The 25,205-nt window shown below is 41.7% G+C and carries 23 protein-coding genes; 21 read left to right on the top strand and 2 right to left on the bottom strand.

The window, feature by feature from the left end; translation table 11 throughout:
* The first annotated feature begins 162 nt into the window (after positions 1–162).
* The 5 genes from QA601_03440 to QA601_03420 all read left to right on the top strand — a co-directional run bounded on the left by QA601_03440 (position 163) and on the right by QA601_03420 (position 7,640).
* Entirely contained in the window at positions 163–2,370 is a 2,208-nt protein-coding gene (locus QA601_03440) for a bifunctional (p)ppGpp synthetase/guanosine-3',5'-bis(diphosphate) 3'-pyrophosphohydrolase (protein ID MDG5814117.1), read from the top strand.
* Positions 2,371–2,373: 3 nt separating this feature from the next.
* A complete protein-coding gene (locus QA601_03435; GenBank protein ID MDG5814116.1) occupies positions 2,374–2,820 on the top strand; it encodes a DUF4388 domain-containing protein in 447 nt (148 codons plus the stop codon).
* A gap of 2 nt (positions 2,821–2,822) precedes the next feature.
* Positions 2,823–3,770 carry a ribose-phosphate pyrophosphokinase gene (locus QA601_03430; protein MDG5814115.1) on the top strand — a complete coding sequence of 316 codons (948 nt, stop codon included), beginning with the start codon at positions 2,823–2,825 and terminating at the stop codon, positions 3,768–3,770.
* A gap of 1 nt (position 3,771) precedes the next feature.
* On the top strand, positions 3,772–4,743 hold the full coding sequence (locus QA601_03425) for an RluA family pseudouridine synthase (GenBank protein MDG5814114.1): 972 nt from the start codon (positions 3,772–3,774) through the stop codon (positions 4,741–4,743).
* A 227-nt stretch (positions 4,744–4,970) separates the two neighbouring features.
* Positions 4,971–7,640 (top strand): serine/threonine-protein kinase, encoded by a 2,670-nt coding sequence (locus tag QA601_03420; protein ID MDG5814113.1) that lies wholly within the window; start codon positions 4,971–4,973, stop codon positions 7,638–7,640.
* A gap of 1 nt (position 7,641) precedes the next feature.
* Here QA601_03420 and QA601_03415 read toward each other — a convergent pair whose 3' ends face one another.
* On the bottom strand, positions 7,642–7,884 hold the full coding sequence (locus QA601_03415; protein MDG5814112.1) for a hypothetical protein: 243 nt from the start codon (positions 7,882–7,884) through the stop codon (positions 7,642–7,644).
* A gap of 129 nt (positions 7,885–8,013) precedes the next feature.
* Here QA601_03415 and QA601_03410 point away from each other — a divergent pair, with 129 nt between their 5' ends.
* The 6 genes from QA601_03410 (at position 8,014) to panB (ending at position 14,260) form a co-directional block, all read left to right on the top strand.
* Positions 8,014–8,865 (top strand): PHP domain-containing protein, encoded by an 852-nt coding sequence (locus QA601_03410; protein ID MDG5814111.1) that lies wholly within the window; start codon positions 8,014–8,016, stop codon positions 8,863–8,865.
* A 17-nt stretch (positions 8,866–8,882) separates the two neighbouring features.
* Positions 8,883–9,965 carry a sugar phosphate nucleotidyltransferase gene (locus tag QA601_03405; GenBank protein ID MDG5814110.1) on the top strand — a complete coding sequence of 361 codons (1,083 nt, stop codon included), beginning with the start codon at positions 8,883–8,885 and terminating at the stop codon, positions 9,963–9,965.
* A 54-nt stretch (positions 9,966–10,019) separates the two neighbouring features.
* Positions 10,020–11,156 (top strand): lipid-A-disaccharide synthase, encoded by a 1,137-nt coding sequence (gene lpxB / locus QA601_03400; GenBank protein MDG5814109.1) that lies wholly within the window; start codon positions 10,020–10,022, stop codon positions 11,154–11,156.
* 116 nt (positions 11,157–11,272) lie between these two features.
* Complete coding sequence (locus QA601_03395; GenBank protein ID MDG5814108.1) at positions 11,273–13,192, top strand: PEGA domain-containing protein; 1,920 nt, start codon at positions 11,273–11,275, stop codon at positions 13,190–13,192.
* Positions 13,182–13,343, top strand: coding sequence for a hypothetical protein (locus QA601_03390; GenBank protein MDG5814107.1), 162 nt, complete (start codon positions 13,182–13,184; stop codon positions 13,341–13,343). The genes QA601_03395 and QA601_03390 overlap by 11 nt, the downstream gene beginning before the upstream one ends.
* An 89-nt stretch (positions 13,344–13,432) precedes the next feature.
* Positions 13,433–14,260 carry a 3-methyl-2-oxobutanoate hydroxymethyltransferase gene (gene panB / locus QA601_03385; protein MDG5814106.1) on the top strand — a complete coding sequence of 276 codons (828 nt, stop codon included), beginning with the start codon at positions 13,433–13,435 and terminating at the stop codon, positions 14,258–14,260.
* An 18-nt stretch (positions 14,261–14,278) separates the two neighbouring features.
* Here the strand turns inward: panB and QA601_03380 are convergent, their stop codons facing one another.
* Positions 14,279–14,761 carry a hypothetical protein gene (locus tag QA601_03380; protein MDG5814105.1) on the bottom strand — a complete coding sequence of 161 codons (483 nt, stop codon included), beginning with the start codon at positions 14,759–14,761 and terminating at the stop codon, positions 14,279–14,281.
* Positions 14,762–15,193: 432 nt separating this feature from the next.
* Here QA601_03380 and QA601_03375 point away from each other — a divergent pair, with 432 nt between their 5' ends.
* The 10 genes from QA601_03375 (at position 15,194) to QA601_03330 (ending at position 25,192) form a co-directional block, all read left to right on the top strand.
* Positions 15,194–16,015: a hypothetical protein gene (locus QA601_03375; GenBank protein ID MDG5814104.1), complete on the top strand. Its 822-nt coding sequence runs from the start codon at positions 15,194–15,196 to the stop codon at positions 16,013–16,015.
* A 66-nt stretch (positions 16,016–16,081) separates the two neighbouring features.
* Positions 16,082–16,789, top strand: coding sequence for a hypothetical protein (locus tag QA601_03370; GenBank protein ID MDG5814103.1), 708 nt, complete (start codon positions 16,082–16,084; stop codon positions 16,787–16,789).
* On the top strand, positions 16,790–17,947 hold the full coding sequence (locus QA601_03365) for a phage tail sheath subtilisin-like domain-containing protein (protein ID MDG5814102.1): 1,158 nt from the start codon (positions 16,790–16,792) through the stop codon (positions 17,945–17,947).
* A 38-nt stretch (positions 17,948–17,985) separates the two neighbouring features.
* Positions 17,986–18,426: a phage tail protein gene (locus tag QA601_03360; protein MDG5814101.1), complete on the top strand. Its 441-nt coding sequence runs from the start codon at positions 17,986–17,988 to the stop codon at positions 18,424–18,426.
* Positions 18,427–18,428: 2 nt separating this feature from the next.
* Positions 18,429–19,511, top strand: coding sequence for a hypothetical protein (locus QA601_03355; GenBank protein MDG5814100.1), 1,083 nt, complete (start codon positions 18,429–18,431; stop codon positions 19,509–19,511).
* Complete coding sequence (locus QA601_03350; GenBank protein ID MDG5814099.1) at positions 19,487–20,206, top strand: hypothetical protein; 720 nt, start codon at positions 19,487–19,489, stop codon at positions 20,204–20,206. The genes QA601_03355 and QA601_03350 overlap by 25 nt, the downstream gene beginning before the upstream one ends.
* Positions 20,203–21,717 carry a phage baseplate assembly protein V gene (locus tag QA601_03345; GenBank protein MDG5814098.1) on the top strand — a complete coding sequence of 505 codons (1,515 nt, stop codon included), beginning with the start codon at positions 20,203–20,205 and terminating at the stop codon, positions 21,715–21,717. Before QA601_03350 ends, QA601_03345 begins: the two co-directional genes overlap by 4 nt.
* Positions 21,718–21,840: 123 nt before the next feature.
* Positions 21,841–22,182: a hypothetical protein gene (locus tag QA601_03340; GenBank protein ID MDG5814097.1), complete on the top strand. Its 342-nt coding sequence runs from the start codon at positions 21,841–21,843 to the stop codon at positions 22,180–22,182.
* Between the two features lie 2 nt (positions 22,183–22,184).
* A complete protein-coding gene (locus QA601_03335) occupies positions 22,185–22,613 on the top strand; it encodes a GPW/gp25 family protein (GenBank protein MDG5814096.1) in 429 nt (142 codons plus the stop codon).
* Positions 22,613–25,192 carry a putative baseplate assembly protein gene (locus tag QA601_03330; GenBank protein ID MDG5814095.1) on the top strand — a complete coding sequence of 860 codons (2,580 nt, stop codon included), beginning with the start codon at positions 22,613–22,615 and terminating at the stop codon, positions 25,190–25,192. The genes QA601_03335 and QA601_03330 overlap by 1 nt, the downstream gene beginning before the upstream one ends.
* The last annotated feature ends 13 nt before the right edge of the window (positions 25,193–25,205 follow it).

Here is a 25,205-nt window from a genome sequence, read left to right as displayed (position 1 = left end):
AATACTTCCCCATCTCAACAGTAGCCAGCTGTAGTCACCATTTAGTTTCGATACTGCTGTTATTAGCGGTATCGAAACACTATTTTTTTATAGGCAAATATTTTAGCCCGGGTAAGAAAATCAGGAAGAAATTTTTCATCTAAAAAAACGAAATAACTTATTATGGATTCAGGGCTTTTTCTCCCATCAGCATCATTAGATCAGACCTGTGAATTATTCCTCAGCAAAATTAAAGAGGTCAATCCAAAGGTACATACAGAGCTGATTGAAAAAGCATTCAGATTTTCCTGGGAAGCCCACAAAGATCAGCTACGAAAATCAGGAGAGCCTTTCCTGGCCCACCCGGCTGCTGTTTCCCTGATCCTTGCCGAACAGCGCCTTGATTCTGTCACTATCTCTGCCGGTCTCCTTCATGATGTGCTTGAAGACACAACGATTAAAAAGGAAACACTGGCTGAAGAATTTGGTGATGAAATCGCACTTCTTGTGGATGGTGTGACTAAAATAAGCACTTTTCAACTGAAGTCCCGTCAGGAGCGACAAGCCGAAACGTATCGAAAAATGCTTCTCTCCATGGCTAAGGATCTACGGGTAATAATCATAAAATTTGCCGATCGCCTCCATAACCTCAGAACACTAAAATATCTTGAGCCCGATCGCATACGGGCGATTGCAACCGAAACGTTAGATATTTATGCTCCCCTGGCACATAGGCTTGGAATGGCTAAAATTAAATGGGAGCTTGAGGACCTTGCCTTTAAGCATCTCTACCCCGAAGAGTACAAAGACATTGTAGCTAAGGTGGTTGCAAACCGTGTTGAAAGAGAGTCTTTAATAGATAATTTTACTTTTCCGCTCCGAAGGAGGCTGGAAGAGGAGGGCATTGAGGCAACAATTGTAGGCAGACCGAAGCATTTCTATAGCATCTATAGAAAAATGGTTCAACGCAACAAACCCTTTGAGGAGATTTTTGACCTTCTTGCACTCAGGGTTATCACCAAGTCCATAAGAGATTGTTATCACGTACTGGGCATTATACACTCTTTATGGACCCCGGTTCAGGAGCGGTTTAAAGATTACATAAGTACCCCTAAGAGTAATGGGTACCAATCTTTGCATACCACGGTCTATGGGGAGCAGGGACATATTGTTGAACTTCAGATACGTACATGGGAGATGAACCAAGTAGCTGAGGATGGTATCGCTGCACATTGGCTGTACAAAAGTGGTTCAAAAGAGATGAGCAGAGATGATAAAGCTCTGGTGTGGTTAAAAAATTTAATTGAATGGCAAAAAGACCTTACAGACTCAACCGAATTTTATGAATTTTTTAAAATCGATCTCTTTCATGCAGAAATATTTGTTTTCACTCCAAATGGGGATTTAATTTCGCTTCCCAAAGGTGCCACGGTACTTGATTTTGCCTTTTCTGTACACACTCAACTGGGTCTTCACTGTATTGGCGCCAAGATTGATGGCAAAATCGAACCAATCAACAAGCAACTAAAAAGTGGTCAAACAGTAGAAATTCTCCACCTTAACTCAAAATCTCCCTCAATAAACTGGTTAAGAGAGGTAAAAACCCCAAAGGCCAGAAGTGCCATACGGCGTTGGCTTAAAAACACAGGGAAACAGGAAAGCATTGATCTTGGCAAGAAAATCGTCCATACTTCCTATAAAAAACTCCATTCAACGACTTCGTTTAACGACCATACTCCCGGTCTTCTTCAGTTTCTTGGCCTGATAAACCTCGATCGCCTTTATGAACTGGTTGGTAATGGTGAGCTACCAATAAGTAGAGTGATGCAGTATTTTAAAGTTCGTAAGGTGAAAAAGTCGGTTCCATCCAATATGGTATCGCGCCTTATGGGCACTTTTACCGGGCGCAATCAAGGTATACTGGTGGGCGGAAATGATAACCTAATGATTCGCTTTGCTAAGTGCTGTAATCCTATACCGGGAGACCCGATTGTGGGATTTGTGACCCGTGGGAGGGGGATCTCGGTGCACAGGGACGATTGTGCCAACGTAGAGTTCTTCTCTGCTGACCCGGAACGCAAAATTGATGTACGCTGGGATGAAGGCGAGCAGAAAAAGTACCATGTTTCTCTTGAAGTGGTAGGAGGTGACCGACCGGGCCTTTTGCACGAGATAAGCCAGGTGTACTCAGAATTTGGAGCAAATGTTCTTGAAGGCTCAATAAAAACCATAAGCCAACAAGCCAGAAGCAAGTTTAGAATCGAAATCAGAAACAGAAATCAATTAAAACAGATTTTTAGAAGATTGCAGAGAATTAAAGGAATTGAAAACGTTACCCGTGTAAAAGATTATATTAACTACCCTCAGGACAGCTCTCAACAGAGGGAGTAATTTATGTTTATTTTCGAAGTTCCGGTCTGGCTTTTATTATCTGGGCTGCTGTGCGGTGTTTGTGGAGGTGGTGCATGGATTTTTTTTATGCACAAGAAAAATGTTCAACAAACTCAAACTCAATCCTTTAACACAAGCTTCGTTTTCAGCGGTAACCTCAAACATACCAGTTTGCTTGATGCTATTCAGTTTCTTGAAATCGGCAGACGTGAAGGTATACTCCATGTGTACTGTGGAAGAAGAAAAGGGTATCTGACTTTCCTCAAAGGCCAGGTAATCGATGCTTTTTATAGAAATGAAACTGGCAGGGAAGCGATTTTTTTGATGCTTTCATTAGAAGAGGGCGATTTTTATTTTGAACCCAAAGAGATCACTCAACCAAGACTGATCTCTGAGACGATGATGGATATAGCATTTGAGTGGGACGAGCGAAAGAATGGAGCTAATTAGTAATGACAGGTAAACTGAAGATCTTTTCGGGAAATGCAAATGTTCCTCTGGCCCAGGCAATCTGCAAACATGCTGGCATAGAATTGGGGGAACGGGAAGTAATCAGATTCAGTAATGAAAACATCAAAGTAAAAATAGTTGATAGTGTGAGGGGACATGATGTTTTCATAATCCAGCCTTCGTGTACACCGGTTAATGATGGTATAATGGAGCTGCTGATTATGATAGATGCTATCAAGCACGCCAGCGCTGCTCGAATTACTGCAGTAGTACCCTACTTCCCTTATGTACGATCAGATAAAAAAGATGAACCAAGAATTTCAATTACTGCACGGTTGATGGCCGACTTGCTTGAAACTGCCGGTGCAGACAGAGTGATGACGATGAATTTGCACTCACCTCAGATTCAGGGTTTCTTCAGAGTTCCGGTGGACCATCTTTTAGCAGGAAGACTGCTGTGTGACTATTTTGAAGAATGTGGTACAGATAATTGTGTCGTGGTTGCCCCTGATGCAGGAAGCGCAAAACGTGCTGGAGCTTATGCAATCAGAATGAATCTTCCAATGGCAATTCTGGATAAAAGAAGAAGCGACGATTCTGAAACACCATATATTCATCACGTTATCGGAGATGTTAAAGGAAAAAGAGCTATCATTTTTGATGATGAAATTGCATCCGGTGGCTCTATTCTGGAAGTGGTTAGAGCACTTGAAGATCTTGGAGTAACTGAAATTCAGGCCTGTTGTGTGCATCCTGTGCTTAGTGGTGATGCGGCTGAAAAGCTGAACAACTCGGCATTATCTAAACTTGTCGTAACCGACACAATCTTCATACCAGAAGAGAAGAAATTTCCAAAACTGAAAGTAATCTCTGTTTCCGAACTTTTTGCAAAAGCAATTATGTTTACCAACCAGGGAAAATCGATTAGCGGACTTTATAACGGATATTAATGTGGTTGAGCTCAAATGCGGCCCGGATGAAGCCGGGTCGCGTATTGATAAATATTTCAGGAAAAGATTACCTCTACTTGGCCTCTCAGAGATCTACGGACTTATTCGTAAGGGAGGAATTAAAGTAGATGGGAAAAAAGTTAAACAAAACTACCGCCTTAAAGAAGGTGATTGTCTTCAGTTAAAAATTGATCCCTCAGAGCTTAAACCCGCTTCCAGGGTTGATCAATCTCTTGAAAGCCTTATCAATACCAGATTTTTCAAGAAAAATTTTCACGTTCTCTATGAAGACCCCTACATACTTGCCTGTAATAAACCCGCCGGACTGGTCGTTCACTCCGGCAGCGGCCATCTAAATCACGACAACCTCATCGATATGGCAACTGCCTACCTCATCTCCAAAGGTGAGTGCAGCTCTGAATCACAAACACCGGTACTGGTGCACCGTCTTGATCGTGATACCAGCGGAGTAATTTTACTGGCTAAAAACAAGGGGGTGACACGTATTTTACACCAATCCATGCAAAGCGACAAGTTTGGAAAAAAGTATATCGCTGTATGTCACCACCGCCCCCCTAAAAATCATGACACGGTTACCACCACCCTTAAACGCTCTGACCGCTCGGCAACGGGGATGAAAATGACCGTTGATCAAAAGGGGGCAGTGTCAAAAAGCAGCTATAAACTAATTAGCTATCAACATGATCTCTCTCGTGTTGAAGTGACTCTTCATACCGGCAGAACCCATCAAATCAGAGTTCAGATGTCTTACCTAAAGGCCCCTGTTGTCGGTGATGTCCGTTATGGAGACAGTACTCTTGATAAAGTCCTTTTCTCCCAAAAAACCATACCTAACCGCCTCTATCTTCATGCACATAAGCTAACTTTCCCACATCCACACACCAAAAAAACTCTTCGAATTGAAGCCACTATTCCAGAGGAGTTTTTAAGAATTTTAGAAAACAGCATTTAAACTTATCAATTGCTTTCTCAAAAATATAAAGGTAGTTTGAGTTACATGTATTTGATTGTTTTTATCTGAAAAAGATAATAATTTAAAATAACAAGCCGATACGGATACTCTGACTCAACATAAAATGATCAACTATGAACAACCCACAAACTAACCCTGAAAACAAACCGTCCCAAGGTGGTAAATTCAGAATTCGAAATATGATTTCCTCCATAAGGAGGACGATATTGCCCGTAGGCTCAACTGTGGGTAGGTACAGGATCATAGAAGAGATCGACAGAGGCGGTATGGCTGTCGTTTACAGAGCAATGCAACTTGATCTTGGACGCGAAGTTGCACTCAAAGTAATGCCTGCAAATATCACTCTAAACAATCGCTTCATAGAGCGTTTCCTTTCTGAAGCGCACTCGGTGGCAAAGCTGAGCCACCCCAATATCGTAACCACTTACGAAGTAGCAGCCCAAAACAATATCTATTACCTGGCTATGGAGTATATCCCGGGTAAAAACCTATACCATTTTCTACATGAAACTAAACCAAAGCTGGTCGATGTTTTGGAAATTATAGCACGCCTGGCCGATGCACTTGCCTACGCTCACTCCAAGAGAATTATTCACCGTGATCTTAAGCTCAATAATGTGATAATGAAAGACCGTCTTACACCGGTACTTATCGATTTTGGCCTGGCAAAAGCAATAGAAAGCGAAGACACCGGTATCACCAGAACTGGTGAAATTATGGGTTCACCCGCTTATATGGCTCCCGAGAGACTTACAGGAGCCAGAGTCGACCATCGCAGTGATATCTGCTCTCTTGGAATTATGCTCTATGAAATGCTTACCTTCCAAAACCCCTATTTGGATCAGAGCAACTTGCACCAAACTACTATCAATGTAATGGAAGCGAACCCTACCCCACCTCGAAAAATTATTCAGTGGTTGCCCTCAGAGGTTGAAGCAATCATTCTCAAAGCAATGGCAAAGGATAGTGCAAATCGATACCAGTCGATGCAGGAGTTTAAGGAAGACATAAACCGGTATCAACGCGGTGAACCTGTTATGGCTCAGCCACCATCCCTGTGGTATTTAAGCAGAAGGTTTTTAAAGAGGCATTGGGCTCCACTGGTCATTTTTGCAATAATTCTGGCATTTTCAAGTGCGTTTCTAACCAGTCGCTATATTCAAAGCAGAAGAGGGCTTTCACGATTACAACTGGTGTATGAGGAAGAGTTTATTAGAGCAGAGGCCCTCGAACGATGGTCTATTATCGATATAGATGGAAGAACCGGCACAATGTGGGTCACTGATGAGGGACATTTAAGAGCACAGTCTCAAGGTTTATCCTACGCTCTTTTAAATGAAACATTCAACAGAGATCTGAGAATAGATCTGGAGATCGGTGCAGTGGAAAACGATCTCTTCAATGCTGGTATTTTCCTCTTTGGCGACAATCCCAATGATGCCTACTGTATACACATTAACCGCAACGGTACCGGTGAAGCCGGGATCACATTTCCTAACAGCTCTTTTCTTTTTACCGATATCACTGATAATCCTATTCAACTTAAAACCATTAACAGGGTCACTGTTGAGAGAATAGATAAATCGCTTAGCCTCACGATAAACGACCAACACATAGCTAAAATTTATGATTTTTTTCCGCCCAGAGGAGAAGGGCATGAAAAGATCGGATTTTTTGTTAACAACGGTACTGCCGATTTTATAAACCCCCGTATCTATCGCAGATCTATCCCCCTTGTACCCAGCCCAACACTTATAGCCATGAGATTCTGGGAAAGAGGAGATTTTCAAGCCGCTAAGGATGAATACGAGGGACTCCTAATCCAACAAAACAACCCAGAAAAAAGAAGAGAGCTGCTTATAAAAGTCGCTGATTGCAAAATACGAATGGGACAATATAACGAAGCCCTGCAAACACTGGAAAAAAGTGCGCTTTTAGCTACCAGGGACGGAGAGTTTTCAGCCCAAGAAAACTTTTTAAAGGCAGTAACCTACAGAAGACTGGGGCAGTATACAATTGCCGATAGTATAAACAGAGCAATAGACTTAAACCACTCAAACAGCCCCGTTAATTTCTCTGTACAAGCATCTGCACTAAAAACCGCAGCAGAAGCGCTCAGAAGGAATCAGTTTCAGGTAGCAGAGAGAATAATCAGTGCCCATACTCCTTTAAACAGAAGATATATCCATATGTGGGCACAACTCCATCTTTCAATCCTAAAGCACTATTCCAAAGAAGGTCTGTTGCAGGAGGCGGAGGAAGTTGCAGAGCGAATTATCGCCCTCTACCCCCAGCACCAGATACAAACTCAAGCCCGTACATTGCTTGGAGAAACATACCTGAACCGGGGTAGAATAAGTGCCGCCGCAGAGATATTCAATCAATGTGCACACACAAACGATGTTACTTCCGGTGTATGGGGAGCCTGGATGAATCTTGCAGAAATTTATGAATACGATTTTTCTTATGAGTATGCGCTCTCGTTATATGAAAAGGTGCACCGTGAAGTCTCTGAAGGATCTTTAAACAAGTGGCTTTCAGCTATTAAAACCGGAGAAATTAAGGCACGAGAGGCAAAAACGCTGAATTTACCAATCTTTAGAGACGTCATTGATAGCCATCATCCATTCCCATTACCAAGGCTGATCGCAAAATATTATCTGGATGAGATTTCTGAATCAGGGTTTATACGACACTGGAATCATCTTCAGCCCCAAAACCCCAATTACCTTTTCCATGTAGCCTTTAAGGCCAGCATTCAGGGAAACACCCGCCTGGCGCAGGCACATCTGTACAGATTGGGTAACAGGTTATCCCCCCGCTCCTGGGAATATTTCAAAGTACTTCGCATTCAAAACAACTTTGATCGTTGGTGAATTATCGAAACGATATCTGTAACACAAACATAATAAAAAATATAAGTACTAAAAGAGCCGCAATTATTCGAATAATTGTATAGATAATTACGGTTTTTTTGTTGATGTGAGATTTTTCAGGCTCATTAGGCTCTAATTTCATCTTTTTTTTACCCGTTTTCCTCTTATCTTTTGATGAGTTTCCCCCTGAAGAGAGAATTTCTCTCAATCCATTTTCGAATTCGTCGCTATTTTTATCACTCATATACCCCTCTCTTCCCAATACTTACTAAATATATAAAAGATTATCAGCATTTCCTTGACCATCAAAACACTATTTGCTTATTTTAGTTCTTTGAACAAAATTGTATACCTTTACTAAACGATTAACAGGATGCTGCCAAATAACGGATCAATACGAAAATATGTTGATCTCCATATACATACCACTTTCTCTGACGGTTCATATACCGTAAAAGAAGTTATGGAGGCTGCTGTAGCCAGGGGACTTTCTGCAATTTCGATTACCGATCATGATTGCACTGATGCCTATCCTTTAGCGTTACAGCTGGGTAGATCAATGGGTATAGAAGTAATACCGGGAGTTGAGCTCTCCAGTGATATTCAGGGGACCGATATTCATATTCTGGGGTATTATGTTGATATTACCTGTCCTGCCCTTATCAACAAATTAAAGGAGATGAAAGCTGCAAGGTACCTTCGAGCTCAAAAAATTGTATCAAACCTCAACAAACAGGGCGTCGACCTTAGATTTGATACGGTACTGAGTGTAGCCGGGCTTGGTGCTATTGGGAGGCCTCATATAGCTGCTGCGATGTTAAAAGAGGAACTCGTATACTCTTTTCGGGAAGCTTTTGAGAAATATATCGGCTATGGATTACCCGCCTATGTAGAAAAACTAAAAATGCAGCCCCGAGAGGTATTTGACCTGGTTAAACAGGCCGGGGGTATTCCGGTACTTGCTCACCCTGCAGTCACTAAAGTTGATGAGCGTATACCTGAGTTTATCCGTGACGGATTGATGGGAATTGAGGTATACCATCCGGAGCACCCCAGAGCTGCAGAACGTCATTATTTAAAGATTTGTAAGAAATACCACCTGGCGTATACCGGTGGGTCTGATTTTCACTACTCAGCCAACCACCACAAATCAGATATCGGACTGCCCCGTACACCTGGTGGAACAGTGAAAAGTCTCAAGCAAAAACTGGTTCCTGCACTTTAAAAAGAATGGAAGATACTATGAAAGTGGTTCCCGTTATTTTAGCCGGAGGTATAGGAGAGCGTTTCTGGCCTCTGAGCCGATCAGCCATGCCAAAACAGCTCCACTCCATAGCTGGCCCCAAAAGCATGATTGAGGAAACTATAGAAAGAATTGCACCTTTGTGCTCTCAAGACACAAAACCACTGATAATCACCAGTACAACTATCGCCCAAAAAATTGAATCCATTCTGCCCGACCCCGATCAGGTTATCCTCATCGGTGAACCACAGGGGAAAAATACTGCCCCGGCCATTGCGCTGGCGGCTGCCTGGATTAGAGAACAGTATGAAGATGCTGTTATGGTTGTTGTTTCTGCGGATCATTCCATAGCACCTAAGAGTGCTTTTATTGATGCTGCGCAATATGCGGTATCAGTTGCTAAGGATTCCCAGCGCCTTATCGTATTTGGCATCAGACCCTCCAGACCCGAAACTGGATACGGGTACATAGAGCTGGACTCAAAAGAGGGCCAAAAAGATGAGCTGGAATTATTCAGAGTTAAAAGATTTGTTGAGAAGCCTTCACCGGAAAAGGCACAAGTATTTAAAGATTCCGGAAACTATCTCTGGAACAGCGGTATGTTTGTGTGGCGATCATCAGTAATTATTGATGAATTTAAAAAGCATATGCCTCAGCTTAAATCACAAATGGAAACGCTTGCTGATTGCCGATTCACCGAAAGTGCTATCGAGCAATTCTACCGGGATTGTTGCAAAGAATCGATCGATTTTGGAGTAATGGAATATTCCAAAGAAGTGGCTGCTGTTGCAGTTAATTTCCAGTGGGATGATATAGGTTCCTGGGAATCGATTGGCAGAATTTTTGGCAATAACGACCATAACACAACTGCAACTGGCAATAATATTTTTGAACAGGAGTGTAGTGACTCACTGATCGTTAATAAATCAAGCAGCTCTGTTGCGGCTATTGGTCTTAAAAATGTAGCTGTAATTACCGTAGATGATGCAGTGCTTGTAATTGAGCGTTCCCGGCTGCCGCAAATAAAGAAATATCTTGAAGATATTAAAAAGAGTGATAAACTTCCAAACACACTGTTTTGACCAAAGACTATATTTTACTGTAGTAATTTTGCTGTGATTTAAAATGGATACACTATGGCTTCACCTCGTTCAATTGCATTTATAGCCGGAGACCCATCCGGTGACTTACATTGTGCGCCTGTAATCAAAGAACTTCTAAAACGATCTGAAGGACTAAAAACCTGGGGAATTGGTGGCCCGAATATGCAAAGGGAAGGATTTGAACCACTATTTCCTTTCGCTCCGTTTAATAAGATGGGGTTTGTAGAGGTAGCCAAACACATAGGCTTTTTCCTCAAAGCAAAACGTCAGATGGTAAATGCACTAAAGCAGAGACGTCCGGATGTCCTGGTTTGTGTGGATTACCCTGGCTTCAATATGCCTGTAATGAAAGAAGCAAAAAAGTTAAACATTCCGGTTCTTTATTTCATCGCTCCTATGGTTTGGGCATGGAAAAAAAAGCGAGCCAAAACGCTGGGAACCCAAGCATCACACATTGCGGTGATCTTTCCGTTTGAGGTTAACTTTTTTAAACAATATAAAGCTCCTGTAAGCTTTGTTGGTAATCCTCTCATTGAAGCAAATGCTGAAGAGGGATATTCACTCACTTCTCCCAAAACGGCCCCTACTGCAGATCAGCCACTTAGATTGGCGATTGTACCTGGTAGCCGTAGCCAGGAAGTGTCAAAAATGCTTAATCCTATGATAAAAGCAGCTTTGATTGTAAAAAAACAGTATCCACAGACGATTATTACCGTTTCAAAATGTCCGGGATTGCACGATTCGCACTTTTCTTCTGTTTCTGAAATTGATACTATTGAATTGTTCTCCGGTCCACTGCGCCAGCAATTGAGCCAGTCGGATTTAGCTCTGGTCACAAGCGGTACTGCATCTTTGGAATGCGCACTCCTTGGAGTACCAATGGTAGTTGCATACAGAACTTCTACTTTGAATTACCACATATTGAAATCTCTGATAACCATTCCACATATTGGACTACCAAATATAATTGCCGGCAGAGAAATTGTGCCCGAGTGTATACAAAATGAAACCGAACCAGAAAAAATGGCTTCAAAGATACTCAAGTTGGTAAAAAAACCTTCAATTTATTATAATTGTGCCAGTGAGCTTTATAAATTAAATAACATACTTGGTGAGAAAAAACCGTCAACAACTGTCGCAGAAATCATTGAGTCACTTGGATATGGGTAAACCTATGGGGATTAAATACCCACCAATCCTAAGTAAGGGGTTAGAAAAGGTACCGGTATTGCTATTTAACTTATAGCGAATAGCGAACGAATAATAAAAATGAGCAAATGGCCATTATGACAAAAATACTCTGTCTGTTAATTATTTTACTAATCTCATTAGCTGATTCTCAGCCAATAAACCCCTTTAGGATAGCCTCATTTGAGTCTGAACCTGAAGACTCTGCACGACCGCGTGATATGCTGATTAAAAATGAAGGTTCGGCACCACTCACCGAACTCTCCGGCATCCCAAGATCTATTAATCCGGGCGAGCTTGTAGTAAGAGTAAAAGAAGAGGGGAGATATAAACTCTATAAGGGATATATCGATACAAATGCTTTTAATACCTTTCCCCCCTTTTACAGCTTTGATATCCCAGCCTGGAGCAATTTCCAGAACATAGTAACGTATAAATTTTACCAAAATATCACCGACAACCACAGCCTGGACATTGAAAAAGTTTATTTTGATAACCAGCGCATCTATGTTATGGCGCATAGCGACATTTTCTTTGTCAGAGATCAGCACTGGCACAACCTCAAAGGATCAAATACCCGCCCTGCCGGTTCTCTTTTTTTGACCTCCAATCCGCCAGGTGCTGATGTGTACCTCTCTGGCAAAAAAACCGGGCTTAAAACGCCATACACACTGGAAAATCTGATTCCAGGAACTTACGAAGTTGAACTTTTTCTTCCCAAGCATAATTTCAACAGACGACAAATAAATGTTTACCAGGATAGCATTGTAAGTGCCTCATTCGAGCTGATATCTGATTTCGATACTCTGCATATCATTGGAGAAGAACAACATGGGTTACTGGTAATTCCCTATCCCCCGGTTGATACTCCATTTGTGATAGGTGATTCTACTTTCAGGGGTCACTCTTTTAAACTCCTTGATGGTGAACACAGGGTACGCTGGGATGGGGGTAGCAGATACAGGAGTATAGATACAACTGTAACCATCAAAGGTGGAAAGGTATCCTATTTCAATATCCCCTATTCACGGCTCTATGGCACTGTAAAAATTTCTACTTTTCCTGAAGATGTTTTAGTGTGCATAGAGGGAGTGCCCTGTAATGCAGGTAAACAAACTCTGGAACTTAAAACCGGCCTACACAGCCTTACTGCAAGCAAAAGAGGCTATGATACAAAATTTAGAAGAATTCTGGTTCAGCCGGATGTAATCACCCACCTGCAACTCACTCTTGGCTCAGATTTTGACCGAGATAAGGATGGGTTTCCTGATTCTGTTGACCGTTGTCCGGATGTATATGGATTATATTTTGGGTGCCCTACATTACGTTTTCGGGATGCTTTTGCTTTAAAGATGGCAGAAGTAGAAGAGTATGTCAGGTCTGACTCGCTAACCTTTGGCATTTCTCTTGTGAGCACTATTAACCGTAATCCAACCAGAAGACAGTTTGGTGATTTTATCTCCACTTTTACCGGTGGCCGGGCGGCAATGGTCAATAACTACAGAGGTATAGCTGCCGGAAACATTTTCCATGTTTCCTGGAGAGGACTGATAGCACAGCTTGAACTGGGGCAATGGTCTTCAGGGCTCAGGTACTCAAGAAGCGACACCCTAAGGTTACAAACACCATCAGACAATTACCTTGTATATCAAGACTCCCTGGCAGGAATTCAACCAACAATCTACCTTCCCAGCACCGCCGTTTCATTGGGAGTCAGATATCAGCTCAACCGTTTTACACTCATTTATGCGTTAGGGTATCAGTGGGAAGATATCATTATAGAGCAACTACAAAGCGAAAATGATGGAGAGTTCCACAATGTAACTTTCGATAATGATTTCTTTTTTCATGAAATACAGGTCAAAAGGGACCTTTTTACCGATCTTCCTGTAATGCCCGCTTTATATGCAAAAGTAAAATTTCCCTTCGGCCAAACATTGCGCACCAGATGGCATATTCTTCAACTGGGGTTACAGTTAAACTTCTCACCACCAAGGAGGAGGAGAGATGAGCTTTAAAAATCTCCTACGTTTCGTTTTGTGCACCTCTTCACTAATTCTTTTATGGCTTACTGTGGTTTTTTCCGGCTGCGGAGGTGGCTTTGGATCCGATTCTATCAATGCACCAGAGTTAGAAGAGGCAATTTTCGGTTCTGACACTACTCGATAAACTCATTAAATCAATGTACCCTTGACACTACCATTATTCCCATCTCCAGACGCCATTATGTATATTTCAATGCTTTTCTGGAGATGTTTATGTCAAAAAAAACCGCCGATTATCTTAAAGAAAAAAAAATAAATCGTGTGCCAATTACTATGGTAACAGCATACGATTACCCTACTGCCCAATTAGCTGAACAGGCCCATATAGACAGCATTCTTGTTGGAGACAGCCTGGGGACTAATGTTCTTGGGTATCAAAGCGAAAGGGAAGTCACTATTCATGATATCGCTCACCATCTTAAAGCTGTGAAACGTGCAATTAATTCCGCTTTTTTGATTGCAGACCTGCCCTTTGGATCAACTGGAACCGTTTCCTCTGCCCTGTCTAATGCAAAACGTCTTTTGGAATGTGGTGCAGATTGCATAAAAATTGAAGGATGGGCTGAGAAGGTAAACATTGTTAAAGAGCTTAGCCAAGCAGGTATAAAGGTATGTGCACATATTGGCTACAATCCTCAAATTCATGATGGTATACCACGTACATTTGGTAAAAGCGCTACTCAGGCATACGAACTTTTACAGAGTGCCCTTGAACTGCAACGAGCAGGATCAGTTCTTATAGTGTTGGAAAAAATACCTCTGGAAGTTGCTGAAATTATTTCAAACAGTATTTCTATACCCACGATCGGTATTGGTAGCGGAAATAGATGCGATGGCCAGGTATTGGTGATAAACGATCTGCTGGGAATGACACCTAAGGTATTCAAGCACGTTAAACCTTATGCAAATATTAAGGACGATATTTTTCAAAGCTTTCAAAACTATAGTAAAGAAGTTGAATCAAGGACATTCCCCACGGATAGTCACTGTTTACACTTAAACGAGGATGAATTAAAGAATCTCAGGAAACTGATTTCCTGAGATTCCAGAGCACTACAACTATAGTTGCTCAATAATTGCTGCTTCCCTTATCCAGTTGCCGTCCTGGTCCCTGTGCCATCTGTGGATCTGATTTGATCCGGGGAAAGGTTCATCCCGGTTAAAAGCCATATGGCTTCGTAGTGGATAGGATCTAAGATGCACTGTAATCTGGTCATCTTCGATTTGATACCGCCTTATTTTGAGCTGATTATTTGCCTGAAGAACGGAGCCCTTTGCACCAACATCCGGTGGTGAAATAACACTTTTTCCTCTATACTGTTTAATCTGTGTTGATTCAATCAATTCTGATTCAATTTGTTCAACAGAGGGCATCGTAGAGTCTGGTGATCGTGTGCCAGCCCTGATACCAGAGAGATAATTATAATTTGAATAGTAATTAAGAATTTCCTGAGGAAGTTTCTCTGAGCCAGTGTCCTGAGAATATCCCATCTTCACCATGGGGTACAGTGCAAGTAAAGCCATTATCAAAAATTTATACATCCGGAATCCTTTCCTGTGACACAGTATAACAATCTTTTATGGGTCAGTAATTTCTTGGTAATTACGACCACTGATGGCTAATATTTAGGAAGTTTTTCAGATGTTTTGGCGGGGATTTGGAAAAAGCCATGAAGGGATATTGCTCAACCGCATACGCCTCTCACACTACCGTACGTACCTGCTGATGTACAGTAGTTTCAGTTTTAACCCTTTAAATTCTCCGTCAGATAAAAAGACCGAGTTAACCATTCTTTACTGCACTTTTTTATTTTTTTATTGCTTTAATCCTGTTATATAACAGATATTGTAGTATACAATCAGTCACATCCTAGTTTTTCTCTCCGATCGTTTCATTTCTCTTTGTTTTCGATTCTCAGATTTCACCTGTTTTTTAAATCGTTTTTAAAATTAAAATCTTTTTGAGTGGAGATCATGAATAATTACCTTTTCGTAATTTTGATTCTCTGGCCTTGCACTCTTGTGGCGGCAACTCTTCTCAATATGCTTATATCCCAGGCTTTTAACTGGAGTGAGCTTCTGTTCTGTATTTTTGCTGGAATTTGTATTGGCTACTTTTTCATGACAGGAACAGAACCTGCCCCCCATGCTATTGATCAATTTATGCTAATTTTCTCACATGGCCTCTTTGGATTGTTTTCAGTGGCAGGCATTAGGGACTTTTCTAACAGAATGGTGTTGTATCAGTGGAGTGCATTATTTATGATTGCAGCAGTAATAATCACGGCACTACTGGACAGGCTTGCTCTCACAATCGGTAAATCAATGAATACTGCGGGTTTTTTGTTGTCACTGTTAATTTTTCCGCTTAAAGCTCCATTTACTCTCATAACCTCAGGTGTATCGCTTATAATATTCTTTCTTTTCAGTGGGATATGGGTTGCAATTTTTAGAAACAACACCCGCCTTGGATTCCTGGGCGGAACACCCTATATCGAATGGAATTTTGGAGGAAACTATAGCTTTGCCACCACTTTAGGATTTACAGTAAATACATGGAAAGGCAATCTCTCAACACTGCTTGGGCACGAACTCTACCACACCCGGCAATATATGATATTTCGTGACTGGTTTATCCCGTTTTGGCTGCTTGGTGGTATTTGGGGATTAATAACTTCGATGCTATCCAGTAACCCTTTCGATATCAGATACTTTTTTATAGCGCATCCCAGTAAAAACATTGGAAATCCACTGGAACAAGCAGCCTATCATTCCGGAGGTACAAAACCTTTTTAAATGAAGTATTCTCATTTTCATCTGTTTGTTGTTCAAGAACCAGGGTAAATGGAGAATTCAAAAAAGATGAGTGACCTTTTTTTTAGCTCTATAGAAGAATCAGATCAATTCTTAGAAGAATGGATCACGACTGTTTCAAAGACTGATTCGATCTCCTTCAGTTCTCCTATTACAGCACTTCCGGAAGATGTGATCAACGCCTACTTGTATTCAATAACACCAGCTCCAATGAGAGATTCTCTTCCTGAAACACCTATAAGAGTGACGCTGAATTATTTGATCACAGTATGGCATAATGATTTGTCGAATGCACGCAGAATATTAGATAACCTGATCTTCGAAGCACTTATAAACCATAGTCTTAATGCGAAGTTTCCCACTCCACAGGAACTGGCTGTTTTAAACATTCCTATAATCCCGTGTTTTCAGGTATCTCTTACAATTGCAAAAAAACTATCGTTGCCTGAGGCAAAATTTGTAAAAAAACCCCTTGTTATAAAACCAGCATTTGTAACCCGCATATCAGGTCACTGTTTTGATAAGAATGGAAAGCCCCGGAAGAGCGTGCAAATTTCAATTCCACAGATCAGTTATTATACATCGACTTCTGAAGATGGCTCATTTAAAATTACTCAAACACCCGGATTTAGCAACATTTCTGAGTTAGTATCATCGTTAGTGTTCCAAATTAATGATCGTAAAGTAAAAGTAAAAAAAGTTGAAGAAACAGAATATAAAGGCACTGTAAAGCTAAAAGTAACCCTGGAGGTGTAAATGAATTACCGAACGCCGGGAGTATTTATTGAAGAGGTATCCTCCGGAGCAAAACCAATAGAAGCAGTCGGAACCAGCACAGCCGGTTTTATTGGAGTAGCACCGGATAGAACAAAAAATGTACACAAAGCTGTTCAGATCGCAAACTGGACGCAGTTTCAGCAGGAATTTGTTTCAGAGGAAAAAAATAGCACAGACCTATCACATGCGGTCTTTGGCTTCTTTCAGAATGGCGGCTCCATGTGTCATATTGTCAATATAGGTAATGATAAAACGATACTGGGTGAAGGAGAAGGGAGAAAAGGGCTTGCTCTGTTTGAGGAGATAGATAATATCGCCATAGTCGCAGCCCCGGGTTTCACTGATGCGCAAACATACGATGCGATGCTTACTCACTGCGAAAGGCTGGAGGACAGATTTGCCATACTGGATTCTCCCGAAAAGGTCGAATCGTTGCGATCACTGCTCAAAGTAGCAACTCCCGATGGTACCGATGGCGCAAAACCCAGGCAAACAGACCGGGGGTTTGGTGGATTTTACTTTCCCTGGATAGAGATTACCGACCCCTTCGATCCTGTCTCGACCGTAATGGTTCCCCCTTCAGGGCATGTTGCAGGAATCTACGCCAAAACCGATACCCGCCGTGGTGTTCATAAAGCACCAGCCAATGTAATTGTGAATGGTGCACTTAATCTTGCTTATAAAATTACCCACAGTGAACAAAGTGAACTAAATGTAAACGGTGTAAACTGCATTCGATCCTTCTCGGGTGAAGGAATTAGAGTGTGGGGAGCACGAACTCTGGCTCCCGGTGCCGGTGAGTGGAGATATATCAATGTTCGCAGGCTGATGACTATGGTTCAAAGATCAATCGCCGCAAGTACAAAATGGGTTGTGTTTGAGCCAAACACAGAAGTGCTGTGGAAATCGATAAGAAGAAATGTTGAAGCATTCCTCTATAGATTGTGGCTCCAGGGTGCACTTAAGGGCACTACCCCTGAGCAGGCATATTTTGTTAAATGTGACAACGAAACTAACCCTCAGGAAACAATCGATGCAGGAATGGTTGTCACAGTTATTGGGGTTGCGCCAGCCAAGCCTGCTGAGTTTGTGATCTTTAGAATCGGCCAAAGCAATGATGGTACAGATATCTCATAACTACCATTCACAGATAACCTAAAACATGGAGTTGATCTATGGCTGCAAGTTGGAAAGAACCATTCAAGGGGTACAACTGGAAACTTGATATAGATGGACTGGGGATCGTCGCTCATTTTATTGAATGCGATGGTATAGAGGTCGAAATAACAAAAGTTAATTACAGGGAAGGTGGTGATGATGCCAATGTTCATCGATTGCCAGGCCTCATAAACTACAGCGATGTGACGTTCAGATATGGTTTAACAGATGATAACAGTGTATGGGAATGGTTTCACGATTCATTAGATAGCTCTGTTGTGAACAGAAGAGAAGTTTCGGTAATATTGATGAAGCCGGACCAGCAATCTGAGCACTTGAGATGGAACCTCTTTGATGCATGGCCATCATACTGGAAAACAGCCCGTTTGAATGCCCAGACCAGTGAGCTGGCCATTGAATCGATGTCACTGACATTTGAAAGGCTTGAAAGGGCATAAAGATGAGCAGTCACTTATTTTGGATACTTTTTCTTAAAAATACGGGGTTCAGTTTTTTAGCAGCTTTGAAGTACATATTTAAAAAAGCGTGTTTTGCATCAGAGAAAACGACCCTAGTAGGTAGTGAATGGGACCCTGTCGCTGATTTTAAAGCACGGGCTGCCAGCGGGGTTCCCCAACTTTGGATTGATAAGATCAATTCCTTCACCGAACTCAATTGGGAGGATTCATCAAATCTTACAAATATTAGCACGCCGAATTTTGACAATACATCTGTAAGTATTACGAATCAGCCTCAAAAGTGCATCAAAAAATCAGGCCTGAAAATAAAGCATTCTAGTGATAGGACAGCTTTAAATGAACCGGGTCAAATTCATACAGCTGCTTTAAAAAAATCGAATATTAATGTAGAAAAGAAAAGAAGCTTTATAGTCAGCTCTCCAAAGACTTTGGTTTATTCATTGAAGTTGAGTAAAGCTGTAGAAAAAGAGGTACTCTCATCAAAGTATATTAGCTCAAACGAAAAAACATGGTTTCACCCAATAATCACAACACATGCCCGCCAATCATCAAAAAAATTACAAGTTCCAATTTTAAAAAAAGATCTAAACAAAGATAAAAGAGCTCCGTTGAGATCACTCAAACTCACCACCTGTAGAGATGAATCTACAAGCATAAGCGACAAAGATTGTTTCATGCATGATAGTATAGGAAATGAACTAAAACAATGTAGCGAATCCAAAATAGCGCAAACGGGGAAAAACAATATTGTCTTTCAAAAACAATCAAAGCAACAACACCAAATGGAATCACCTGTCTTTAAGAGTTCAAAATTACAGCAGAACAGCTTAGAATGCAGCAAATCTTTCCTGGCAGCGAGAAATAACTATGATAGACCAATTGTAAAAGGCCATAAATTTCTCTCCTTTAATGATGAAAACACAAACAAATGGCCAGAGCTAATGGATTTTAGAGAGGTTCAAAGCACAATAGACAGTATAACTGTAAAACTGGATCAATCCAGCTTAGAAAAATTGAAACTGGAACAGATGGGATATAAATGGAACGTGTTGCGTTTATATTAGTGCATTCAGATGAGCGAATCTCCTGCATGCTCAACCCTCAGTCACTAACGTTGCGCAGAACTGCTGGAATTCACTCACGTAGTTCACTGGGAGGTGCATTTGTTTCCACCGAGCTTTCAGACAACCCGATTCTTCATACGGGAGGTGGTATCACTGAGCTTGAGTTAGATCTGCTCTTTGATGTACATATATCAGGATCTACAATTCACTCTGAAGATGTGCGTGATTTGACATCCCCGTTCTGGGAGATGGCAGAAAACCTTATTAGCTCAGAAGGAAGACAGATCCCACCACAGATTCGTTTTGTATGGGGAAAAAGCTGGAACATTCCTGGTGTTGTTTTACAAGTTGCAGAAAGATTTGATAAATTTACCAGAGGAGGGGCTCCGAAACGCTCTTGGATGCGCCTTAGAATTTTAAGAGTAATGGAGGATATTCTCCTCAAAGGATCCCCACGGTTCAGACATAAAAACGTACTTATCCCTGAAAAACGCCAGGATCTTTCACACACAGAAACTACAAACTATACACTTTCATCCCACGACAGACTCGACAATCTGGCTACCAGATTTTACGGCAACGCTTCATATTGGCGCCTTCTGGCATCTTATAATAGCATAGATGATCCATTCAATCTTAAACCAGGGGAAACAATAGAAATAATCCCTGTAAATATTTTGAAGGAGACAAATTGAATCAGATTGCAGTACTTCCGAATCTGCAACTTGAGCTCAACGGAAAGCTCATTGATCCCCAAACAGCCCGAAAGGTTAGTAGTATCGTCGTCCGGCAGGCGCTCTATCTACCAACGGCGGCTCTAATAACATTCACAGAGCCACCAGATTCATTTTATGAAAATTTGCAAACTGAGCCTGCCACAGAATTAATAATTAAATGTGATGGAGACCAGATTTTTAAGGGCACAACTGCGGCGGTTGAATATACAAATCAACCATTTTCAGGAGAAGTTGTAACTTTACGGGCCTATGATTCACTCTATAAAATGCGAAAAAAACAAAAATGCAGGTCGCATTCCAATCTCACCTGTTCTGATATTATTGCAGAGATTGCAGCAGAATACACTATCTTGGTCAATGCAGAGAAAAGTGGTCCTCATTTTCCTTATATTATTCAATATCAACAGTCAGATCTGGACTTTATAACATCAATCTCACAGAGAACAGGCTTCTACTTTTACCTCAAAAATGAAACACTTGAGTTCTTTCTTCCTGAATTAAAAGAGGAACCCAAAATTTTAACACGTGGCAAAAACCTTCTTGAATGCACAATTGAGTGTAACGGTACCAAAAGCTACGATTCATTTGAAACATTTGGGTGGAATCCATTCAGAGTAAGTGAGCACAAAGGCAGAGCAGAAAATAGTCCCAGTTCTTCAGATATAGCCAGAAATTTTTCAAATCTCAAAGAAGATGCACCTTCTTTAGCCACTTATCACATTCCACTTTTTGATAACGAACATGCAGATTCACTATCAAACTCAATAGGTAACAGAAGCCAGGGGACTGAAGTTACAATTACAGGAGTAGCTGAAGGAGATCCTGAACTTTTTCCCGGTAGTGCAATTAAGATTGAAGGTGTACAGAAAATGTTTAGTGCCACTCATATACTAACAGAGGTGCTTCATCAAATTGATGTACATAGTGGTTTTATAACGAAATTTTCTACCGAGCCTCCAGAACTGGTTTCAAATGAGGTTGGCCCTGTCGCTACGCTGGCTAATGTACTATCGGTTGATGATCCTGAAAATCTTGGAAGAGTTAAGGTCTCTTTTCCGACATGTAATAATGTTCAGTCAGACTGGTTAACGGTACTATTCCCTGCTGCGGGTTCTGATAAAGGTATTGTGGCGCTGCCTGATGTTGGTGATAAGGTTTTGGTCCTTCTAATTAACAATGATCTGTCCTTTGGAATCGTACTTGGTGGGCTTTTCGGTGTAGATCGTGATTCCCCCGGGTGGGGTGTAGTTAATGGTGCTGTTAAAAATTACATAGTAAAAACAAAAGATGGGCAATCCATAATGCTCAATGATGCAGAAGAAAGCATAGTAGTTAAAAACAAAGAGGGAAGCTTTTATGAGCTTGCCCCAAGACAGGTTACTTTTCACTCAAAACGTGACCTTTTAATTGAAGCCCCCGGAAGCAAAATTACAATCCGGGGTAACAGTATCAATTTTGAAAGAGGCTAATTTCAGTATGTAGCATACAGCAAGAATACAGAAGTGATTAAGTTTATATCTCTAATAACAAATAAACTGATATTGCCGAAAGATAATTAGAACGGAAATATTTACCAGGCAAGGATTTATTCAATGAAAATTCTTACTGAGGATGCAGTGCTCAAATGCGCCCACGAAACCGGAACAATACCAATGAGTGGGTCTCAGGATTTTGTAACGATTCGCGGTAGAAAAATTCTTGTAGAGCCAGATCCGGTTGGCAAATCAGTTCTTGGGTGTCCAAATATGGGAGTGGGAATAAAACCATGCACAAGCACTCTGGCAGTGCAGGTTGGATATAGTGATCTTTTAAAGATCTCAGGCAAAAGAGTGTGTCTTGATACAGTAAAAGGATTAACCGATGGAACGCCTCCCGGGACAGTAGAATACACTGTAGCACAGCCGGGGCAAAGTTTGGCAGAGGAGGTAGAGTAACAATGCCAGCCACTGCCTGGAAATTCGATTTTCCGAATCAGGACTTTGACCAGTACCCCTCCCCGGTTGGATTAAGGATTAATTCCAAAGGTGGAATCGGGATGATCTCAGCGAATGCATCGATCAGACAGTCACTGCTTATGCTCCTATCAATTGCACCGGGAGAACGGGTAATGTACCCTGAATACGGCTGCAGTCTTCACAAGTTGGCTTTTTCTGTCAATGATGATACAACAGCGGGTTTAGCAATTCATTATATTCGCGAAGCTATCAGAAGATGGGAACCACGTATCACTATTTTGCGCCTTGATGCAAAAGCTAATCCCCAGCATCAGGAACTACTCGAAATAACTATCGAATACAAAACAAATGTTTCAAACAAAACAGAATATCTTGATTTTACCATAGACCTTGAGCAAAAGAGGATATAATGTCACTTCCGTCTATGAATATCGATGATCGTGATTTTGACTCCCTGGTAAAAGATTCATTAAAAATGATTACACAATCTTGCCCCCAATGGACCGATGTTTCTATGGGGGAGCCCGGGCGAATGCTCATTGAAGTTTTTGCATATCTTACTGAAACAATGATTTATAGAATTAACCGCTTACCGCAAAAAGCTTTTGTTGAATTTCTGCGGTTGCTCGGGGTTAAACTTTATCCTCCCAAGGCCGCCAGAACAACACTTCAATTTTCGCTGAAAACACCCATGCCAAACCAAATAGATATCCCTCAGTATACAAGGGTTACTCTTGATCAATCTGGCAGTGAAACAGAACCACCCATATTCATAACCACTAAACTTGCCAGTATCAAACCCGGCAAAAAGGAGATCAAAGTCGACGCATTCAATGCAGAGATGGTCACCGGGGAGCTGGCCGGGCATGGGAACGGTGTTCCCGGGCAATGGGTTCAAGCCGCGAAAACACCCATTATTGCAGGGGCAGAGCTCTTAGTTGGGGTTGAATCAACACCGGAAGAGCTCTCTCAAAGAGCTGAGACGATCTCCTATGGAGACAAAGTGTTCAGAATCTGGAGCGAGGTTGAAAGCTTCGCAAACTTGGGTAAAGATAGGTATGTTTTCACAGCAGACCGCGTTACCGGTGTGATTACTTTTACACCATCGGTAAAAATACATGATGAAGATGAAGATGCTCCACTACCTGCTCTGGGGGAAGCGGTCCCTGAAGGCAGAGAGATCCGGCTTTGGTATGCACATGGAGGTGGTGATGGTGGAAACGCGTCTGCGGAGGTTCTCAATGTACTAAAAGATCCAGTACCGGGTGTTCACCTCACAGTAACCAATGTAACTCCTGCAACCGGAGGCGCACCAACAGAAAGCATAGACAACGCACTGCTTCGCGGACCGCTTCAATTCAGATCTCTTGAGCGTGCCGTGACGGCAGACGATATTGAGCTTGTTACAAAACAAATCTCCGGAGATGTAAGCAGAGCTCATGCTTACACTAAAATTGAGTTATGGAAATATGCTCTGAGAGGTACTGTAGAAGTACTGGCTGTACCTTCAATTCCTAAGTCAAAATGGAACTCAGGACGCATATCTATAAACAATATTTTAAATCAGCAAAAAATTTCCACCCTTGACCTTATTCGTGAAGAACTGAAGAAAAGAACTCCCCTTGGAATAACGGTTCTTGTGAATTGGGTACGATATAAAGGGGTGAGTGTGCACGCCAGAGTAGTGGTAAATCAGGGTGAAAATACTTCAAAATTAAAAGAAAGGGTTTTAGAGCGACTCTACATTGCAATAAATCCAATACCTTCTGAAAACAATTCATCAGGGTGGGAATTCAATAGCCCTCTAAGGGTATCTTCAGTTTACGATATTCTGCTCGCTGAACCTGCGGTACGATATGCCGACAATGTAAAATTGAAGGTTCAGTATGCTCCCTCAACAGATGTACGATGCATACAGGTCGATTCTTTTCAGGAAAGAATGTGGTATGCTTCAAGCGGTTCATCTCTTTTTCGCACCTCTAATGAAGCAAATGGTTGGGAGCTTATAACTACCTTCCAGGATGAAGAGATTCGAAAAATTGAGTCCAGCAACACTTTTGCAGGATACCTGGCTGTGAGTACCACTATCTTTAGAAGCAACGATGAGCGATATTCAAAACTTTATCTATCAAAAGATTGTGGTGAAAGCGGAAGCTGGGATCTTCTTCACCAAACCGCATTTGAGATAGATGATATTGCCTGGACAGAGCGGGACAACGAGCCGATTCTACTATTTACTGCTGAGAGCGGGTTGTTTGAATTGACACTCAAAGTGGGTGCTGTTCCGGGACATATTCTGGTCGACAGCAATGAGCCATCCAGAGGGTTTTACTCAGTGGAAGCGGCAAAGGATGAGCGTGGAATCTCTTATGTGGCAGTGTCGTCTCGACGCAATGGCGGAATCTTCATCTCAGATCGCCAGGGAAGAGCCGGCACATTTTCACACACCGGGCTCAAAGGAGAAGATATCCGTTTATTGAAGTCCAATCAGTACGGAGGACGGATATTTCTTTGGGCAGCAGTTACCGCAGCTGGCACAGAGGAGGGAAAAGGGTGTTTCAGACTTGAACTAAGCAGCTCATCAAACCTGGAAAATGAATGGGTTCTCTTCAATAAGCAGTGGAGTGGTGGTTCCTGTTTTTCTCTCACTTTTCACAACACCAGGGCATATGCCGGAACACATAACGCCGGTGTTTTAGCTCTTGATTCGCGAACCAGTTCTGCTTCATGGCAAAAACACTCTATCGACAGTGGCTTACCATTTAGAGACAGGGGTCGGATTTTTGAGCCGGTATTAGCGATACAGTCAGATCAGAAACGTAGCGAGCCACTCTTACTTGCTGGAGGTGTTAAGGGTGTATTCATAAGCAGTGATGCAAAAGTTTTTAAAATATGCTCTGATACAGTGTTCACTGAAACGGTCACTATACCTCCAAACTGGCTATTTTGTTCAGGAGAACACAAAATAGTGGTGGAAACAGAAGAGTGAACTCGATCGTAAG

It is taken from the genome of Chitinispirillales bacterium ANBcel5, assembly GCA_029688955.1.
GTDB lineage: Bacteria > Fibrobacterota > Chitinivibrionia > Chitinivibrionales > Chitinispirillaceae > Cellulosispirillum > Cellulosispirillum alkaliphilum.
The sequence above is the reverse complement of the archived record's forward strand: the minus strand, read 5'-3'. Positions and strand labels throughout refer to the sequence as shown.

Coding starts and splice junctions, on each gene's coding strand:
- lpxB (MDG5814109.1), top strand. CDS start 10,020: ATGGCTTCACCTCGTTCAATTGCATTTATAGCCGGAGACCCATCCGGT.
- QA601_03380 (MDG5814105.1), bottom strand. CDS start 14,761: ATGTATAAATTTTTGATAATGGCTTTACTTGCACTGTACCCCATGGTG.
- QA601_03405 (MDG5814110.1), top strand. CDS start 8,883: ATGAAAGTGGTTCCCGTTATTTTAGCCGGAGGTATAGGAGAGCGTTTC.
- QA601_03415 (MDG5814112.1), bottom strand. CDS start 7,884: ATGAGTGATAAAAATAGCGACGAATTCGAAAATGGATTGAGAGAAATT.
- QA601_03375 (MDG5814104.1), top strand. CDS start 15,194: ATGAATAATTACCTTTTCGTAATTTTGATTCTCTGGCCTTGCACTCTT.
- QA601_03340 (MDG5814097.1), top strand. CDS start 21,841: ATGAAAATTCTTACTGAGGATGCAGTGCTCAAATGCGCCCACGAAACC.
- QA601_03440 (MDG5814117.1), top strand. CDS start 163: ATGGATTCAGGGCTTTTTCTCCCATCAGCATCATTAGATCAGACCTGT.
- QA601_03435 (MDG5814116.1), top strand. CDS start 2,374: ATGTTTATTTTCGAAGTTCCGGTCTGGCTTTTATTATCTGGGCTGCTG.
- panB (MDG5814106.1), top strand. CDS start 13,433: ATGTCAAAAAAAACCGCCGATTATCTTAAAGAAAAAAAAATAAATCGT.
- QA601_03370 (MDG5814103.1), top strand. CDS start 16,082: ATGAGTGACCTTTTTTTTAGCTCTATAGAAGAATCAGATCAATTCTTA.
- QA601_03355 (MDG5814100.1), top strand. CDS start 18,429: ATGAGCAGTCACTTATTTTGGATACTTTTTCTTAAAAATACGGGGTTC.
- QA601_03350 (MDG5814099.1), top strand. CDS start 19,487: ATGGAACGTGTTGCGTTTATATTAGTGCATTCAGATGAGCGAATCTCC.
- QA601_03410 (MDG5814111.1), top strand. CDS start 8,014: ATGCTGCCAAATAACGGATCAATACGAAAATATGTTGATCTCCATATA.
- QA601_03335 (MDG5814096.1), top strand. CDS start 22,185: ATGCCAGCCACTGCCTGGAAATTCGATTTTCCGAATCAGGACTTTGAC.
- QA601_03360 (MDG5814101.1), top strand. CDS start 17,986: ATGGCTGCAAGTTGGAAAGAACCATTCAAGGGGTACAACTGGAAACTT.
- QA601_03330 (MDG5814095.1), top strand. CDS start 22,613: ATGTCACTTCCGTCTATGAATATCGATGATCGTGATTTTGACTCCCTG.
- QA601_03365 (MDG5814102.1), top strand. CDS start 16,790: ATGAATTACCGAACGCCGGGAGTATTTATTGAAGAGGTATCCTCCGGA.
- QA601_03390 (MDG5814107.1), top strand. CDS start 13,182: ATGAGCTTTAAAAATCTCCTACGTTTCGTTTTGTGCACCTCTTCACTA.
- QA601_03395 (MDG5814108.1), top strand. CDS start 11,273: ATGACAAAAATACTCTGTCTGTTAATTATTTTACTAATCTCATTAGCT.
- QA601_03430 (MDG5814115.1), top strand. CDS start 2,823: ATGACAGGTAAACTGAAGATCTTTTCGGGAAATGCAAATGTTCCTCTG.